The organism is Sphingopyxis sp. LC363 (genome assembly GCF_000756385.1).
Classification (GTDB): Bacteria; Pseudomonadota; Alphaproteobacteria; order Sphingomonadales; family Sphingomonadaceae; genus Sphingopyxis.
In genome coordinates this window covers 1-15680 of the sequence record NZ_JNFC01000027.1, presented here as the reverse complement: position 1 = coordinate 15680, position 15680 = coordinate 1, and the positions used below count along the sequence as shown (strand labels likewise).

Here is a 15680-nt window from a genome sequence, read left to right as displayed (position 1 = left end):
CTACACGCCAAGGTCGGCCATGTCTTGTATCGATTTGACGTCGGGCACCATGCGGCGCCACGCGCCCGGCGTCGCGCCGCTGAGCCGCGCGACCGCATGCGTCATGTGCGCCTGGTCGGTAAAATGGAGGCGGTGCGCGATGTCGGAGAGCGGCTCGCCGCCTACGCGGATCGCCGCGAGCGCGGCGCGGGCGCGGGCGTCGGCGCGAAACGCCTTGGGGGTGCAGCCATAGGCGGCGCGAAAGCCGCGGCTCAATGTTTCGGCGCGCACGCCCGTGCGCTCGGCCCATTCGCCGAGCCGGACGGGCGCGTGGCCGCAGAGGTCGCGGGCGAGCAAATCGGGCCAGTCGAGCGCGGCGACGGGGGTGGCGACAAATTGCTCGGCGAAGGCGGCCGCGGCGGCGCGCGGGTCGCGCGCGGCGATCCGGACGAGCGCGTCGGGGTCGCCGACGCGGCCGCGAACATGCGAGGTCGCCGCCAGTTCGGCGGGCAGGCCCAGCACGAGGACGCGCGCGCCCTTCGCCTCGACGCGGTCGAGGTGCGATTCGAACGGGTGGTGGATCAGCGCGTCGCCGGGGCGAACGTCGAAACGGCCCTCGTCGCCCGCTTCCTGATAGCCGCCCTCGAGCACCACGGCGACGAAGGCGTCGTCGTGGCAGTGGCGCGCGCGCAGCTCGTTCGGATGATGATCGAGCAGCCCGAGCGGGGCGTCGGCGAAATTGGGCGATCGCACAGGCCTATTCGCGCGCCTTGGCGGCGGCGCGGACTTCCTGCGAGCGTTCGAGCGGAATGACCAAAATGTCGTCGCCGTCGACGATCACCGCAATATTGTCCATGCCGAGGATCGACACGCGCTTGTCGCCGGCGCGGACGAGGTTGCCGCGGCTGTCGTGGAGAAAGGCGTCGCCGGTGACGGCATTGTCGGCGGCATCCTTTTCGGCGAGGGCGTGGATCGTGTGCCAGCAGCCGAGGTCGGACCAGCCCATCGCGACGGGGACGACCGCGACGCGATCGTCCTTTTCCATCACGGCATAATCGATCGAGTCCGACGGCGCCTTGGCGAACTCGATCGCGTCGGCATAGAGCGCGTCGCCGTCGCGCATCCCGGCGGCAACCGCATTGTCCGCCGCTTCGAAGATCGCGCGGCAATGGGTGAGCATCGCGTCGCGCATCCGCGCGGCGCGGAACAGGAAGATACCGGCGTTCCAGCTGTAACCGCCCGCCGCGAGCATCGCCTCGGCATCGGCGAGCGGGGGCTTCTCGACGAAGCGGTCGACCGCAAACCCGTCCTCGCCGAGCGCCTTGCCGGCGGCGATGTAGCCGAAGCCGGTTTCGGGGCGGTCGGGGGTGATGCCGAAGGTGACGATCCAGTCCCGTTGCGCAAGGCGCACTCCCTTGGCGATCGCGGCGTGAAAGGCGGGGACGTCGGCGATGACATGATCGCTCGGCATCACGAGCAGCAGCGTGTCGGCGTCGGCCTGCGCGACGGCGAGCGCGATCGCGGCGGCGGTGTTGCGCGGCATCGGCTCGACGAGCAGCGTCTCTTCGCGATCGCCCATTTGTTCGCGCACCATCGCGACATGGCCGTCGCCGCAGAGGACAATGGGTGGCAGGAAATCGGGGCCCGCGGGCGTGCGCTCGACGGTCTGGCGGAACAGGCTGCGCTGGCCGTGCAGCAGCAGGAACTGCTTCGCGCGGGTGCCGCGCGATTCGGGCCACAGGCGGGTGCCTGCACCGCCGCACAGGATGAGGGGCTGGATCATCAGCGTCATGAATTCGGTCTATCGCTTTCGAAGCAGCGGGTCACCTTGTCATTGCCGATATAGCAAGTGTAAAATTAACCGACAGTTGACGCCTCGGCTGTAGGACTTCGCCAACATGTTCCGGCTGTTCAAACATTATGTCCCGCACGCCGTCGTCTGGCTGGCGCTGATCGAATTTTTCGCGCTGCTCGGCTCGGCCGAGGGGGCGTGGCATCTCTACGCGCATCAGGCGGGGTTCGATGCGGGGCCGCTCGCGAGCCGCTGGCTGCCGCTCCTGACCTTCGGCGTTTCCAATTCGCTCGCGATGATGGCGACCGGGATGTACGGGAACGAGGGGCTGCGCTCGATGCGCTTTGCGACCGCGCGCCTGCTCGCCGCGATTTCGCTCGGGGTGATTTTTCTGTCGGTACTGGGGTTCCTGCTGCCAACGGCGACGCTGTGGCGTGCGAACAGCCTCTATGCGATGATTTTCGCCATCGGCGTGCTGTTCGTGATCCGCGTCGCGCTGACGCAGTCGGCGGGCACCGAAGCCTTTCGCCGGCGCATTTTGGTGCTCGGCGCCGGGCCGCGTGCGGCGCGGCTCGCGGCGCTCGCCGATGCGCCGGGGAGCGGGCTTGAGATGGTCGGTTTCGTCGCGATGAGCGCGAACGAGAAGACGGTGCCGGGGGCGATCCCGCGCGAGGCGATCGCCAATCTGTCGGAGCATGTCGTGATGCTGCGCGCGGGCGAAGTCGTGCTCGCGCTCGAGGAGCGACGCAACGCGCTGCCGCTGAATGACCTGCTCCGCGTCAAGACGACGGGGGTGCATGTCAACGACATCGCAAGCTTCATCGAGCGCGAGACGGGGCGCGTCGACCTTGCGACCACCAACCCGAGCGGCCTTATCTTTTCCGACGGCTTTTCGGCGGGGCAGCGGATTTCCAAAGTGGGCAAACGCCTGTTCGACATCCTCGCCAGCCTGATCGTGCTGATCGTCGGACTGCCGCTGATCTTTCTCGCCGGCATCGCGGTGGTGCTCGACAGCCGCGGGCCGGTCTTCTATCGCCAGCCGCGCGTCGGCCTGTTCGGCGAGACCTATGACATCTTCAAGATTCGTTCGATGCGTATCGATGCCGAAGCGTCGGGCAAGGCGGTGTGGGCGAGCGAGAATGATCCCCGCGTCACGCGCGTCGGCCGCGTGATCCGCAAGCTGCGCATCGACGAACTGCCGCAGACCTGGTGCGTGCTGAAGGGCGACATGAGCTTCGTCGGGCCGCGCCCCGAACGGCCGAGCTTCGTCGAGGAGCTGGAGAAAAAGCTGCCCTATTATGCCGAACGCCACATGGTGAAACCCGGCCTGACCGGCTGGGCGCAGATCAACTATCCCTATGGCGCCTCGGTCGAGGACGCGCGCGTGAAGCTGGAATATGATCTTTATTACGCCAAAAACTACTCGCCCTTCCTCGACCTCCTGATCCTGCTCCAGACGGTGCGCGTCGTGCTGTGGCCGGAGGGAGCGCGCTAGCGTGCTCGCGACCCTGTCGTACATCCTGTGCGTCGCGGCGCTCGCAAGTTTTTCGGGCGCGACCCTGTGGCTGCTGATGCGGCCGCGCGCGCGCATGGCGGCGTTGATGCCCGCGCCGCGTTGGCAGGTGCTGGTGGCGGCGGCGACCGCGCTGTGGTGCGCGGCGCTGACGATCTTTTCGCCGGGATCGTCGGAGGCGCTGGTGGCGCAGATGGTCCGCGACGGCGCGATGCTCGGCTGGCTCGGCGCGACATTCTGGTCGCCGCGCGCGCCGATGCCGCGGCCGCTGCGTCTGATCCTGCGGATGCTGGCGACGATCTGCCTGCTCGCCTTCCTGCTCGGCGCGGCGGCGCATTGGCGCGCGGGCGCCGCCGCGGCGCCATGGATGAAGCCGACGCTGACCTTCACCGCGATGATCGTCGCGATCGGCGGGCTGCTGATCATCGACGGCGCCGTCCGGCGCGCGAGCGGCGGGCTGCGGATGCCGGTGCTGGCGGTCGCTGGCGGTTTCGCCATGCTGTGGGCCTATGAACTCAACGTCCAGCTGATCGGCGCGCTGACGGGAGCGAAGGCCTCGACGCTGATCGCGTTGTTGCCTGCCGTCGCGCTGCTCACCGTGCCGATCCATATCGTCGCGGCGATGGACATCGGGCGCGAGCGGATGCGGCTGTCGCGCACCGCGGCGACGCGATCGCTGATCCTGCTGGGCGCCGCCGTCTATCTGATCCTGATCGCGCTGACCGGTGCGGTCGCGCGCGCGGTCGGGAGCGATTATGCCGAGCTGGCGCAGGCGATCTCGCTGGCTGTCGCGCTGGGCGCGGGAGGACTCATGCTGGCGTCCGCGCGTTCGCGCGCGTGGCTCGCCGTGATCATCTCCAAGCATTTCTTCGAGCATCGTTACGACTATCGCGCCGAGTGGATGCGATTCACCGCGACGCTGGCGCAGGGCGCCAAGGGGGATGGGAGCGATGACGATCGCAACCTCTATCGGCGCGTTGCCAAGGCGCTCGCGCAATTGACCGGCAGTCCGGGTGCCTTGCTGATGCTGCCCGCCGCGTCGGGCGGCTTTCGCGTCGCGGAACAATGGCATTGGCCTGGCGGCGTGGGCGAAGAGGCCGGACTGTCGCTGCGTTCGGCCTTCATGCTGCAGGAAACGCAACATATCGTCGACCTCGACGCCGAGCGGCGCGGCGCTCCGGGCAAGCATCCGGCGGGTGTGGATCTGGCGATCCCCGACTGGCTGATCGCCGACACGCGCGCGTGGGTGGTCGTGCCGGTCCTCCATTTCCAGCGGATGATCGCGATCGCGGTGCTGCACCGCCCGGCGGTCTCGCGCGCGCTCGACTGGGAAGATCTCGACGTGCTGCGCATCGCGGGGCAGCAGGCGGCGAGCTATCTCGCCGAATCGCAGAGCCAGCAGGCGCTGTCGGAGGCGCGGCGCTTCGATGAATTCAACCGCCGCTTTGCCTTCATCATGCACGACATCAAGAATCTGGCGAGCCAATTGTCGCTGCTCGCGCGCAATGCCGAGCGCCACGCCGACAAGCCCGAATTCCGCGCCGACATGACGCAGACGCTGAAGATTTCGGCGGGGCGGCTCAGCGACCTGCTCGTCCGCCTGTCGCCGCGCGAGCGCGGGCCGGCGGCCGAGCCCGGCCGCACGCTGGTCGAGCCGCTGCTGAACGAGGTTGCCGCGGAAATGCGGCCGCGCCGCGCGCTGTTCGTCGGCTGCCAGGCCGGCCTGTCGGCGTGGGCCGAGGCGGGCGCGGTCCGCCAGATCGTCCAGCATCTGGTCGCCAACGCGATCGACGCGTCGGCGCCGGACACGCCGGTTCAGGTCGTCGCGGTCGCCGAACAGGGGCGCGCGCGCATCGACGTGATCGACCAGGGATGCGGCATGACGCGCGAGTTCATCCGCGACGAGTTGTTCAAGCCGTTCGTGTCGACGAAGGAATCGGGCTTCGGGCTCGGCGCGTTCGAGGCGCTGCAGCTCGCGCAAGGGATGGGCGGGGCGATCGAGGTGACGAGCGAACCGGGCAAGGGAAGCAATTTCACCCTGTGGTTGCCGCTAGCCGACGCGCGCGCCGCCGCCGGGGGCGATGCGCGGGTGATGAAGGCGGGAATGAAATGAGCGAGGGCGGGACCGGATTGCCTAAATTGCTGGTGGTCGAAGACGACGCCGGGCTGCAGACGCAGCTCAAATGGGCCTATGACGATTATCGCGTGTTTGTCGCGGGCGACCATGACGCCGCGATCGAACTGCTGCGCGCCGAGGAACCCGAGGTGGTGACGCTCGACCTCGGCCTGCCGCCCGATCCCGACGGAACGCGCGAGGGGTTCCGGACGCTGAAGGCGATCCTCGAGGCCAAGCCCGATACCAAGGTGATCGTCGTGTCGGGGCATGGCGAACGCGCGAGCGCGCTGACCGCGATCGCGAGCGGGGCGTGGGATTTCTATCAGAAGCCGATCGACATCGACGAACTGGGGCTGATCGTCGCGCGTGCGTTTCACGTTCGCGGACTCGAAGTCGAAAATGCGCGGCTGGCGAGCCAGGGTGCGGGCGATAATCGCGTGCTCGGCGGGATGATTACCGGCGCGCCCGAGATGCTGAAGGTCGCGCGCACGATCGAGCGCGTCGCGAACCTCGACGTGTCGGTGATGCTGCTCGGCGCGAGTGGCACCGGCAAGGAATTGCTCGCGCGCGGGCTGCACGAGGCGAGCGGGCGGCGCGACGGCGCGTTCGTCGCGATCAACTGCGCCGCGATCCCCGAGAATCTGCTCGAAAGCGAGCTGTTCGGGCATGAAAAGGGCGCCTTTACGGGCGCGGTGAAGACGACCGAGGGCAAGATCGAGCTGGCGCACGGCGGGACGCTCTTCCTCGACGAGGTCGGCGACATCCCGTTGCCGTTGCAGGTCAAGCTGCTGCGATTTTTGCAGGAACGCACGATCGAGCGGATCGGCGGGCGCAAGGCGATTCCGGTCGATACGCGGATCGTCTGCGCGACGCACCGCGACCTCGATGCGATGATCGCCGAGCAGAGCTTTCGCGACGATCTTTATTACCGGCTCGCCGAGATGGTGGTGAAGATCCCGTCGCTCGCCGAGCGGCCGGGCGATGCGGTGCTGCTCGCGCGCCATTTCCTCCACCAATATGCGCCCGAGATGAATCCCGGGGTGCGCGGCTTTGCGCCCGACGCGCTGCAGGCGATCGACGAGGCGCGCTGGCCGGGCAATGTCCGCGAACTTGAAAACCGCATCAAGCGCGCCGTTATCATGGCCGACGGCAAGCTGGTGATGCGCGAGGATCTCGATATGGCGGGCGGCGGCGAAGAGGGCGAAGAGGCGTGGCTCAACCTGCGCAGCGCGCGCGAGGCCGCCGACCGCGTCGCGATCCGCCGCGCGATGACGCAGAGCGAGGGCAATATCTCGCTCGCGGCGAAATTGCTCGGGATCAGCCGGCCGACGCTCTACGACCTGCTCAAACAATATCGGATGCAGGGCTGAATGACCTTGCGCCGCGTCTGGACCGCCGCGCCGCTGGTGGCGGCGCTGCTGCTCGCGGCGTGCGGCGGCGGCGGACCGGACACGCCGCGCCGGGCTTATGAGCAACAGCGCGCGGCGTTGCAGGCGGCGATCGCCGACGATCCGGGCGACATCGCAAGGCGCGTCATGCTGGCGCGCGTCGCGATCCGCCTCGGCGACGGAGTCGGCGCCGAGGCGGCGGTCAAGGGCGCGCTCGGCGCCGGCGCCAAGGATGCGGCGCTGCGGCCGCTGCTCGCCCGGGCTTATGCGATGCAAGGCGAAGGCGCGCGCGCGCTCGAGACGCTGGAGGGTGGGCCGGTCATCCCCGAGATGATGGGTGAGGCGGCATGGGTCGCGGGCGACGTCCATCTGGCGAACGGCGATCTCTTCGCCGCGCGCGAAGCCTATGACCGCGCGGTGCACGAACTGCCGCGCAATTCGGCGCTATGGGTCGATGTTGCGCGCTTTCGTGAGGCCAATGCCGACGCGCTCGGCGCGCGCGACGCGGTCGATTATGCGATCGAACTCGACAAGGCGAACAGCGCGGCGCTGGCGTTCAAGGCCAATCTCGTGCGGAGCGGGGAGGGGCTGGAGGCGTCGCTAAGCTGGTATGCCGATGCGCTCAAAGCCGACCCCGACAATGCCGACGCGCTGATCGACCAGGCCGCGACGCTCGGCGACCTCGGGCGGTATCGCGACATGCTGGCGGCGCTTCGCCATGCGGCGACGATCGTGCCGCGCGACCCGCGCCTCTATTATCTGCAGGCGGTGCTCGCAGCGCGCGCGGGCCGATATGCGCTGGCGCGCAGCCTGCTCCAGCGCACGCGGGGCGAACTCGACGAACAGCCGTCGTTCATGCTGCTGAGCGCGGTCGTCGAGCTCGAGCTCGGCGGCGAGGCGGTCGCGGCGACGTGGGCGGACCGGCTGCTTGCCGAACAGCCGCATAATTTCACCGCGCGGCGTATTCTTGCTGCCGCCGAATGGGCCGATGGCGATCCCGACGCCGCGCGCGAGGCGCTGCTGCCGCTCGTCCGCCGCCCCGACGCCGACAGCTGGTCGCTGATCCTTGCGGCGCGTACGGCCGCCGAGCTGGGACGCGACATGGAATCGGCGGATTATATGGGGCGCGCGACGGCGCTCAGCCCGGGCGAAGCCGTGCCGTTCGCGATCGACGATGATTACGGGCTGGTGGCGATGGCGGCCGACGCCGCGCCGCTCGACCCGGCCAAGGCGATCCCGGCGATCGCCGCCGACCTTGCGAGCGGCAACGGCGCGCGCGCGATCGACCGCGCCGTGCGGCTGCGCGACGCGAACCGCGGCGTCGCCGATGCGCATATCCTGCTCGGTGACGCCGCGCTCGCGGGCGGGCGGTTCGCCCTTGCGGTCGAAGCCTATCGCGCCGCGCGCGCGATCGACGCGGGCGAGCGCACCACGCTGCGCCTCGCCAACGCACTTTACCGCGCGGGCGATGCCGCCGGATCGGGCGCGGCGATCCTCGCGCTGCGCGACGGGCAGCCGTCGAGCATCGCCGCCGACCGGCTCGCCGGGCACCTCGCGATGGACCTCGAACATTGGGACCAGGCGATCGGGCATTTCGAGCGGGTGCGGCGGCGGATCGGCGATCGCGACGTGGTGATCCTGCGCGAACTGGCGCGCGCCTGGGCGGCGAAGGGCGATGATGCGCGCGCGCTGGTGCTGATCGACCGCGCCTATCGGTTGCAGCCGCTCAATGCGGGGATCATGGAATTTTACGCCGGGCTGCTGGAAAAGCGCGGGAAGGCGCAGGCGGCGGCGGATTTGCGCGACAAGGCGGCGCAGATCGGGCGGTAGCCGTCAGGCCTCGGTCAGATCGAGCAAGGTCCGCGCGTCGAGGCCGATGCGGCGCATCTGCTGCGCGACCGGAGGCCAGACGTTGGCGAGGAAATCGGCGCGCATCAGGTCGCGGAGGCGTTCGGTGGCGCCCTCGGCGACGAACATGCCGACCCCGCGCTTGACCGTGACCAGCCCTTCGTCCTGGAACGTCTGATAGGCCTTGGCGACCGTCAGCGGGTTTGCGCCTTCCTCCGCGGCGAGCGAACGCACCGAGGGAAGCATGTCGCCGTCACGATAGCTGCCGTCGAGGATGGCGTTGGCGATGACGTCGCGCAGACGCTGATACACGGGTTTGGACTGATCGAGCATGCCGCCTTAATGCCATAAGACAGCAGCACAGTCAAATTCGGCTAATTACAAATTCAGTCCGGCATTTGAAACTAAATTTCCCAGGCGCGAACGACGTCGTCATATTCGGGGCGCGGGCGTTCGTCGAGATCGCGCGAAGCGGTGCCGATGAAGAAATAGCCGACAATTTTGTCGTCTTCGCCGGCGCCGAAGGCCGCCGCGACCTCTGCGCTATAGGCCGCCCAGCCGGTGAGCCAGCTGCCGACGAAGCCGTGCGCATGCGCGGCGTGGAGGAGGTTCATGCCGACCGCGCCGGCCGACATCTGTTGCTCCCACACGGGAATCTTGGCGCCGGGGGCGGGGGTGGAAATCAGCACGAGCAGCGACGGAGCCTGATGCGCGAACTGGTCGAGCGCCGAGAGGTCCAGCCCCGCCGCGCCGGGATTTTCGGCCACCCACGCCTTTTTGAGCAGCGCCGCGAAGGCGTCGCGCTGGTCGTCGGCGATCGTAACGACGCGCCAGGGTGCGAGCTTGCCATGGTCGGGGGTGCGCAGCGCGAGCGCGACGATGTCGCGCAAGGCCGCGGCGTCGGGGCCGGGGGCGACCATGTCGCGCGCCTTGCCCGAGCGGCGGGTGGCAAGGTGGGCGAGGAGCGAGGAGGTGTCGTTGAACATGGGGCGCCATGTGGGCTTTTCCGCGCCGCCGCGCAAGTGTTGCGAATGATTCGCAACGGATTTTGGCCCGGCTGAACCGGTTTCAGGCGCAATTAGATTCTTCCCATACGCAATTTTCGCGCTAGGTTGCCCCATTCGCGCGGCGGGAGGCCGCGTCCAAGATAATCGATAAAAGGGACGTTTTGATGAAAGATATAGGCCTTTGGGACGAAGGCGACTGGATCGCGGTAATCGCGCTGGTCGTTCTCGGGGTATTCCTGACCGTCGGCGGATTGATCGCCGGCAGCAAGAAGCCCGAATTCGCCGGCCATCCCAAGGGCCTCTATATGCTCTTCTTCGCCGAGATGTGGGAGCGTTTCTCCTATTACGGCATGCGCGCGCTGCTGATCTTCTACCTGACGCAGCACTGGCTGTTTTCGGACGGCAAATCGAACCTGATCTACGGCGCCTACACCAGCCTCGTCTATATTACCCCGGTGCTCGGCGGTTATCTGGCCGACCGCTATCTGGGGCAGCGCAAGGCGGTGCTGTTCGGCGGCGTTCTGCTCGCGCTCGGGCATCTGTTCATGGCGTTCGAGGGCGTCGGCGGGCAGGAAGACCCGACGATCAACGTCTTCTGGCTCGCGCTCGCGCTGATCATTGTCGGTTCGGGTTTCCTCAAGGCCAATATCTCGGTGATGGTCGGCCAGCTTTACCGCCTGACCGACATGCGCCGCGACGCCGCCTATACCATCTTCTACATGGGGATTAACGTCGGTGCCGCGCTCGGCACGATCCTCGTCGGATATCTGGGGCAGAAGATCGGCTGGGCCTATGGCTTCGGCCTTGCGGGCATCGGCATGGTCGCCGGCCTGATCGTCTTCGTTCTCGGCAAGAATGTGCTGCTCGGCGCGGGCGAAGCGCCGGCGCCGCTCCCGCGCAACAAGGAAATGACCATCTATGCCGTCGGCCTCGGCGCCGTCGCGGTGATGTGGGCGCTGGTCCAGTATCAGGACATCATCCAGAACCTGCTGATCATCTCGGGCCTCGCGCTGCTCGGCTATGTGCTTTACGAATCGTTCAAGCTCGACAAGGAGCCGCGCGAGCGCATGTTCGCGATCCTGTTCCTGATCGCATTGAACCCGCTGTTCTGGGGCCTGTTCGAACAGGCCGGCGGCAGCTTCAACCTCTACACCGACCGATATGTCGACAAGGGCGGCGTGCCGGCGTCGGTGTTCCAGTCGATCAACCCCATCTATATCATCCTGTTCGCGCCGGTCTTCGCCGCGCTGTGGCAATGGCTGGGCAAAAAGGGCCTCGAGCCGTCGGCGCCCGCGAAATTCGCGCTGGCGCTGGCGCAAGTCGGTCTCGGCTTCCTCGTCTTCGTGTGGGGCGCGAGCAGCGTCGGGCCCGAGGTCGCGACGCCGGTGCTCTTCGTCTTCCTGCTCTATCTCCTCCATACGACCGGCGAGCTTTGCCTGTCGCCGGTCGGGCTGAGCGCGATGAACCGCCTCGCGCCGAGCTTCCTCGCCTCGCTCATCATGGGCGCCTGGTTCTACATGACCGCGGTCGGAAATTTCGTTGCCGGCAAGATCGGCGAGGCGACCGGCGGGCATGACGGCGCGATGACCAAGGACGCCACGCTCGGCATCTATTGGGAAATCGGCCTGATCACCATCGGGGTCAGCATCGTCGTGCTGGCGCTGTCGCCGATCGTGAAGAAGTGGATGCACCTCGACACGCTCGCCGACCGCGAACCGGCCGTTCCGGGCAGCGGCGAACTGGGCGAGCCGCAGGCGGCCGGTACCCATCCCAAAGGGGCGTAATCGATGATCAAGGGTGTGAAGGGCAGCCTGCTGGCTGCGGTGTCGCTGGCGCTCGTTGGTTGTGCGGCGACCGGAAAGGACACGGCCTCGGCGAGCGACAAGCCCGCCGAAAAGCCGGCGAAGTTCAACAAGGATCCTTACCCGTCGACCTATAAACCTTATCCGGGGCAGGTCACCGCCGTGCGCAACGTCACCATCTTCGACGGCGAGGGCGGGCGGATCGAAAATGGCACCGTGCTGCTGGCGGAAGGCAAGGTCGAGGCGATCGGCGGTCCCGATACGCCGATTCCCGCCGACATCGCGGTCTTTGACGGAACCGGCAAGTTCCTGACCCCGGGCGTTATCGACATCCACAGCCATCTTGGCGACTATCCAAGCCCGAGTGTCGATGCGCATTCGGACGGCAATGAGGCGACGTCGCCGACGACGCCCGAAGTCTGGTCCGAACATAGCGTCTGGCCGCAGGATCCGGGGTTCAGCCGCGCGCTCGCCAACGGCGGCGTGACGAGCCTGCAAATCCTGCCGGGCAGCGCGAATTTGATGGGCGGGCGCTCCATCACGCTCAAGAATGTGCCCTCGCGCACGGTACAGGGGATGAAATTCCCCGGCGCGCCCTATGGCCTGAAAATGGCGTGCGGCGAAAATCCGAAGCGCGTTTACGGTGGCAAGGGGCGTGCCCCCTCGACGCGGATGGGCAATTTCGCGGTGAACCGCGCGACCTGGGCCAAGGCGGCCGCGTACAAGAAGAAGATGGACGACGGCAAGGCGGTCGACCGCGATCTCGCGATGGAAACGCTCGCGGGCGTGCTCGCGGGCGAGATTCTCGTCCACAATCATTGCTACCGCGCCGACGAGATGGCGCTCGTCATCGATATGTCGAAGGAGTTCGGCTACAAGGTGTCGACCTTTCACCACGCGGTCGAAAGCTATAAGATCGCCGACATCCTCGCGAAGGAAGGCATTTGTTCGGCGATGTGGGCCGACTGGTGGGGCTTCAAGATGGAAGCCTATGACTCGGTGCCGGAGAATATCCCGCTCGTCTACAAGGCCGGTGCGTGCACGATCGTCCACTCGGACGACGCGAACCAGATCCAGCGGCTGAACCAGGAAGCCGCGAAGGCACGCGCCGCCGGGCGCCGCATCGGCATCGACGTCAGCGACGAGGTGGCTTGGACCTGGCTGTCGTATAATCCGGCGAAGGCGCTCGGGATCGCCGACCGCACGGGCAGCCTGAAGCCCGGCAAGATGGCCGACGTCGTGCTGTGGAACGGCAATCCATTCAGCGCCTATACGCGCCCCGAAAAAGTGTGGATCGACGGCGCGTTGATGTTCGACGCGATGGACCCCAAGCGGCGGCCGGTGAGCGATTTCGAGCTCGGCCAGCCGGGTGAAGGAGATGTGAAATGATCCGTTCGCTCCTTCTGTCTGCCGCTGCGCTGGTCGCGCTTCCCGCCGCAGCGCAGGACGTCGCCATCACCAACGCAAAGCTCGTCATCGGTGACGGCAGTGCGCCGATCGAGCGCGGCACCGTCGTCGTGCGCGGCGGCAAGGTCGTCGCGGCAGGCGCGGGCGTCGCGGTCCCCGCCGGCATCGAGCGCGTCGATGCCGAGGGCCGTTATGTGACGCCTGGCATCGTCGCGGCGTTCAGCCGCGTCGGGCTGGTCGAGGTCGATGCGGTCAGCGGCACCAACGACCGCTCGGCGCCGCGCACGCGCTTTTCGGCGGGGCTCGACATCGCGCCCGCATTGAACCCGATGGGGTCGCCCGTCGCGGTCAATCGTGCGTCGGGCGTCACGCGCGCGATCGTCGCACCGGGCGGCAGCAGCAATTTGTTCGCCGGGCAGGGCGCGGTGGTCGACCTGGCCGACGACATGGACATGGTGACGCGCCCACGCGCCCTCCAATATGTCGCGTTCGGCGAGGATGGCGCGTCGAAGGCCGGCGGCAGCCGTGCGGCGACCTTCCTCCTGTTCCGCGAACAATTGCTCGCGGCGCGCAGCTATGCGCGCAACCCCGCGGCGCTTGCCGAGTGGGGCAATGACGCGATGATCCAGCGCGCCGACGCCGACGCGCTCGTGCGCGTGATCGACGGCACGACGCCGCTGTTCGTGCGCGTCGACCGTGCGGTCGACATCGTCAATGTGCTGAAGCTGAAGGGCGAATTTCCCGCGCTGAAGCTGGTGCTCGTCGGCGCCACCGAGGGTTGGATCGTCGCGCGCGAGATCGCCGCGGCGAAGGTGCCGGTGCTCGTCTCGCCGCTCACCGACCTGCCGTCGAGCTTCGAACAACTCGGGGCGACGCAGTCGAACGCGGGACGGCTCAAGGCTGCCGGCGTCGACGTGTCGGTCGGGGTGTTCGACGACGATGACGCGCACAAGATGGGCTATGCGACGCAATATGCCGGCAACCTTGTCGGTCTGACGCGCGTGCCGGGTGCGAGCGGGCTGAGCTGGGACCAGGCTTTCGCGTCGATCAGCAGCGTGCCCGCGCGCGCGGTCGGCATGGAAGGCAGCATCGGGTCGCTGCGCCCGGGGCGCGCCGGCGACGTCGTGATCTGGGACAATGACCCGCTCGAGCTGGGCAGTCGTCCGACGATGGTGTGGATCGACGGCAAGGCGCAGTCGCTGACGACGCGGCAGGACCGCCTGCGCGAGCGCTATGCGACGCCGCAGGAAGGGGCGCTGCCCAACGCATACGACTGGTAGGGATGCGGCGCGGAGGTCGAACCTTCGCACCGCTTTCCCATCCTCTATGTTGACACTGTTATCTTTGTCGCGGATGGTGGCGATGACAATGTTCCGAGTCGCCCGACGAGGGGGACGTCGGAGCAGCGGCATTGCTCGATGAGGATTTGGCCATGCAACCCATCTCGCTTTTGATCGTCACCTGCATTTTGTTCGTCGGATCGCATCTTGTTCTGTCGCATCCGCTTCGGGATGGGCTCGCGGGGCGGCTCGGCGAGCGGGGGTTCCAGATCGTCTATTCGATCGTCGCGATCGCGACGCTGATCATGGTCGTGCAGGCCTGGCGCGGGATGCCGCCCGAGCCGCCGCTGTGGGCGGTCGGCGATGCGCTGTGGGCGGCAGCCTCGCTGATCGTGCTGTTCGCCAGCATCCTCTTCATGGGGTCGCTGATCGGCAATCCGGCGCTGCCCGCGCCGCACGCCGCCAGGGACGCGGCCGCCGCCCCGCGCGGGGTGTTCGCGATCACGCGGCACCCGATGATGTGGGGGTTCGCGCTATGGGCGGCCGCGCATATCATGGTTATGCCGACGCCGGGGCAGATCATACTCTCCGCGACGATCGCCTTTCTCGCGCTCGTCGGGTCGGCGGGGCAGGATGCGAAGAAGGCGCGGCTGATGGGCGATGCGTGGCGCGGCTGGGCGGCGCGGACGAGCTTTGTGCCTTATGCGGGACAGTTTGCGGGCAAGGCCTCATGGGGCGAAGCGGTTCCGCGGCCGCACGCGCTGCTGGGCGGAATAGTGCTTTGGATCGTCGCGACATGGGCGCATGGTGCGCTCGGCTATATGGTCGCCGGGATGTGGCGCTGGGTCGGATAGGAGCGATGTGAACGCGGACACGCATCTCAACGATCTGTCGCTGCGATTGCTCGGCCGCGCCTTCGACGAACTCGATTCCGAGGAAAACCGCGTCGTGCAGGCGATCGCGAAGCGCGCGCCGAGCAGCCGCGACGCCGCCGATATCGGGGATGCGCAGGCGAGCATGGGCGATCGGCTCGCCGACAAGGTCGCTGCCGTGGGCGGCTCGTGGGGCTTCATCATCGTTTTTTCGCTGGTGCTGCTCGGCTGGATGCTGCTCAACTCGGAAGTGCTCGAACATTTCGGGCTGGCGTTCGATCCCTATCCGTTCATTTTCCTGAACCTGATGCTCTCGACGCTCGCCGCGGTGCAGGCGCCGATCATCATGATGAGCCAGAACCGGCAGGCGGCGAAGGACCGGCTGACCGCGAGCGTCGATTACGAGATCAACCTGCGCGCCGAGCTGGAGATCATGCGGCTGCACGAAAAGCTGGACCAGATGCGGATCGCCGAACTGGCGGCGAAGATCGATGCGCTGTGCGCGCGGATGGATGGGGAGGGGGAGTAGAAGGGCGGTTTCGGGGTGGTGAGCTGTCATCAGTTTGACCGTCATCCCGGCGAAGGCCGGGATCTCGCCGGTGCGGTAAACCGATAGGACGAGATCCCGGCCTTCGCCGGGATGACGAGGAGTGTCGCGCAGCGATGGGGAGGGGGA

The 15680-nt window shown here is 67.5% G+C and carries 13 protein-coding genes; 9 read left to right on the top strand and 4 right to left on the bottom strand.

What is annotated here, in order from left to right; translation table 11 throughout:
• Together FG95_RS11545 and FG95_RS11540 are read right to left on the bottom strand one after the other, a co-directional pair.
• Positions 1-732 (bottom strand): helix-turn-helix transcriptional regulator, encoded by a 732-nt coding sequence (locus FG95_RS11545; protein WP_052182306.1) that lies wholly within the window; start codon positions 730-732, stop codon positions 1-3.
• A 4-nt stretch (positions 733-736) separates the two neighbouring features.
• Positions 737-1762, bottom strand: a complete 1026-nt coding sequence (locus tag FG95_RS11540; protein WP_235211546.1) for a mannose-1-phosphate guanylyltransferase — start codon at positions 1760-1762, stop codon at positions 737-739.
• Between the two features lie 115 nt (positions 1763-1877).
• Here FG95_RS11540 and FG95_RS11535 point away from each other — a divergent pair, with 115 nt between their 5' ends.
• From FG95_RS11535 to FG95_RS11520, 4 genes are read left to right on the top strand one after another with little or no spacing between them, the layout of a single operon-like run.
• Complete coding sequence (locus FG95_RS11535) at positions 1878-3266, top strand: TIGR03013 family XrtA/PEP-CTERM system glycosyltransferase (RefSeq protein ID WP_037556030.1); 1389 nt, start codon at positions 1878-1880, stop codon at positions 3264-3266.
• 1 nt (position 3267) lies between these two features.
• Positions 3268-5397, top strand: coding sequence for an XrtA/PEP-CTERM system histidine kinase PrsK (gene prsK / locus FG95_RS11530; RefSeq protein WP_037556029.1), 2130 nt, complete (start codon positions 3268-3270; stop codon positions 5395-5397).
• Positions 5394-6770 (top strand): PEP-CTERM-box response regulator transcription factor, encoded by a 1377-nt coding sequence (prsR, locus tag FG95_RS11525; RefSeq protein ID WP_037556028.1) that lies wholly within the window; start codon positions 5394-5396, stop codon positions 6768-6770. Before prsK ends, prsR begins: the two co-directional genes overlap by 4 nt.
• Positions 6771-8618, top strand: a complete 1848-nt coding sequence (locus tag FG95_RS11520; protein WP_037556027.1) for a tetratricopeptide repeat protein — start codon at positions 6771-6773, stop codon at positions 8616-8618.
• 3 nt (positions 8619-8621) lie between these two features.
• On the opposite strand, the gene FG95_RS11515 is transcribed toward FG95_RS11520, so the two are convergent.
• Together FG95_RS11515 and FG95_RS11510 are read right to left on the bottom strand one after the other, a co-directional pair.
• Positions 8622-8969, bottom strand: coding sequence for a GntR family transcriptional regulator (locus FG95_RS11515; RefSeq protein WP_037556026.1), 348 nt, complete (start codon positions 8967-8969; stop codon positions 8622-8624).
• Positions 8970-9040: 71 nt separating this feature from the next.
• On the bottom strand, positions 9041-9622 hold the full coding sequence (locus tag FG95_RS11510; RefSeq protein WP_037556025.1) for a nitroreductase family protein: 582 nt from the start codon (positions 9620-9622) through the stop codon (positions 9041-9043).
• A gap of 185 nt (positions 9623-9807) precedes the next feature.
• Here FG95_RS11510 and FG95_RS11505 point away from each other — a divergent pair, with 185 nt between their 5' ends.
• The 5 genes from FG95_RS11505 to FG95_RS11485 all read left to right on the top strand — a co-directional run bounded on the left by FG95_RS11505 (position 9808) and on the right by FG95_RS11485 (position 15533).
• On the top strand, positions 9808-11427 hold the full coding sequence (locus FG95_RS11505; RefSeq protein WP_037556024.1) for a peptide MFS transporter: 1620 nt from the start codon (positions 9808-9810) through the stop codon (positions 11425-11427).
• A gap of 3 nt (positions 11428-11430) precedes the next feature.
• On the top strand, positions 11431-12834 hold the full coding sequence (locus tag FG95_RS11500; RefSeq protein WP_081933116.1) for an amidohydrolase: 1404 nt from the start codon (positions 11431-11433) through the stop codon (positions 12832-12834).
• Positions 12831-14132, top strand: coding sequence for an amidohydrolase family protein (locus tag FG95_RS11495; RefSeq protein ID WP_052182305.1), 1302 nt, complete (start codon positions 12831-12833; stop codon positions 14130-14132). Before FG95_RS11500 ends, FG95_RS11495 begins: the two co-directional genes overlap by 4 nt.
• A 152-nt stretch (positions 14133-14284) precedes the next feature.
• Positions 14285-14986 (top strand): NnrU family protein, encoded by a 702-nt coding sequence (locus FG95_RS11490; protein WP_037556023.1) that lies wholly within the window; start codon positions 14285-14287, stop codon positions 14984-14986.
• 7 nt (positions 14987-14993) lie between these two features.
• The gene (locus FG95_RS11485; protein WP_037556021.1) at positions 14994-15533 is read left to right on the top strand and encodes a DUF1003 domain-containing protein; all 540 of its coding nucleotides are present in this window, start codon (positions 14994-14996) and stop codon (positions 15531-15533) included.
• Positions 15534-15680 lie beyond the last annotated feature (147 nt).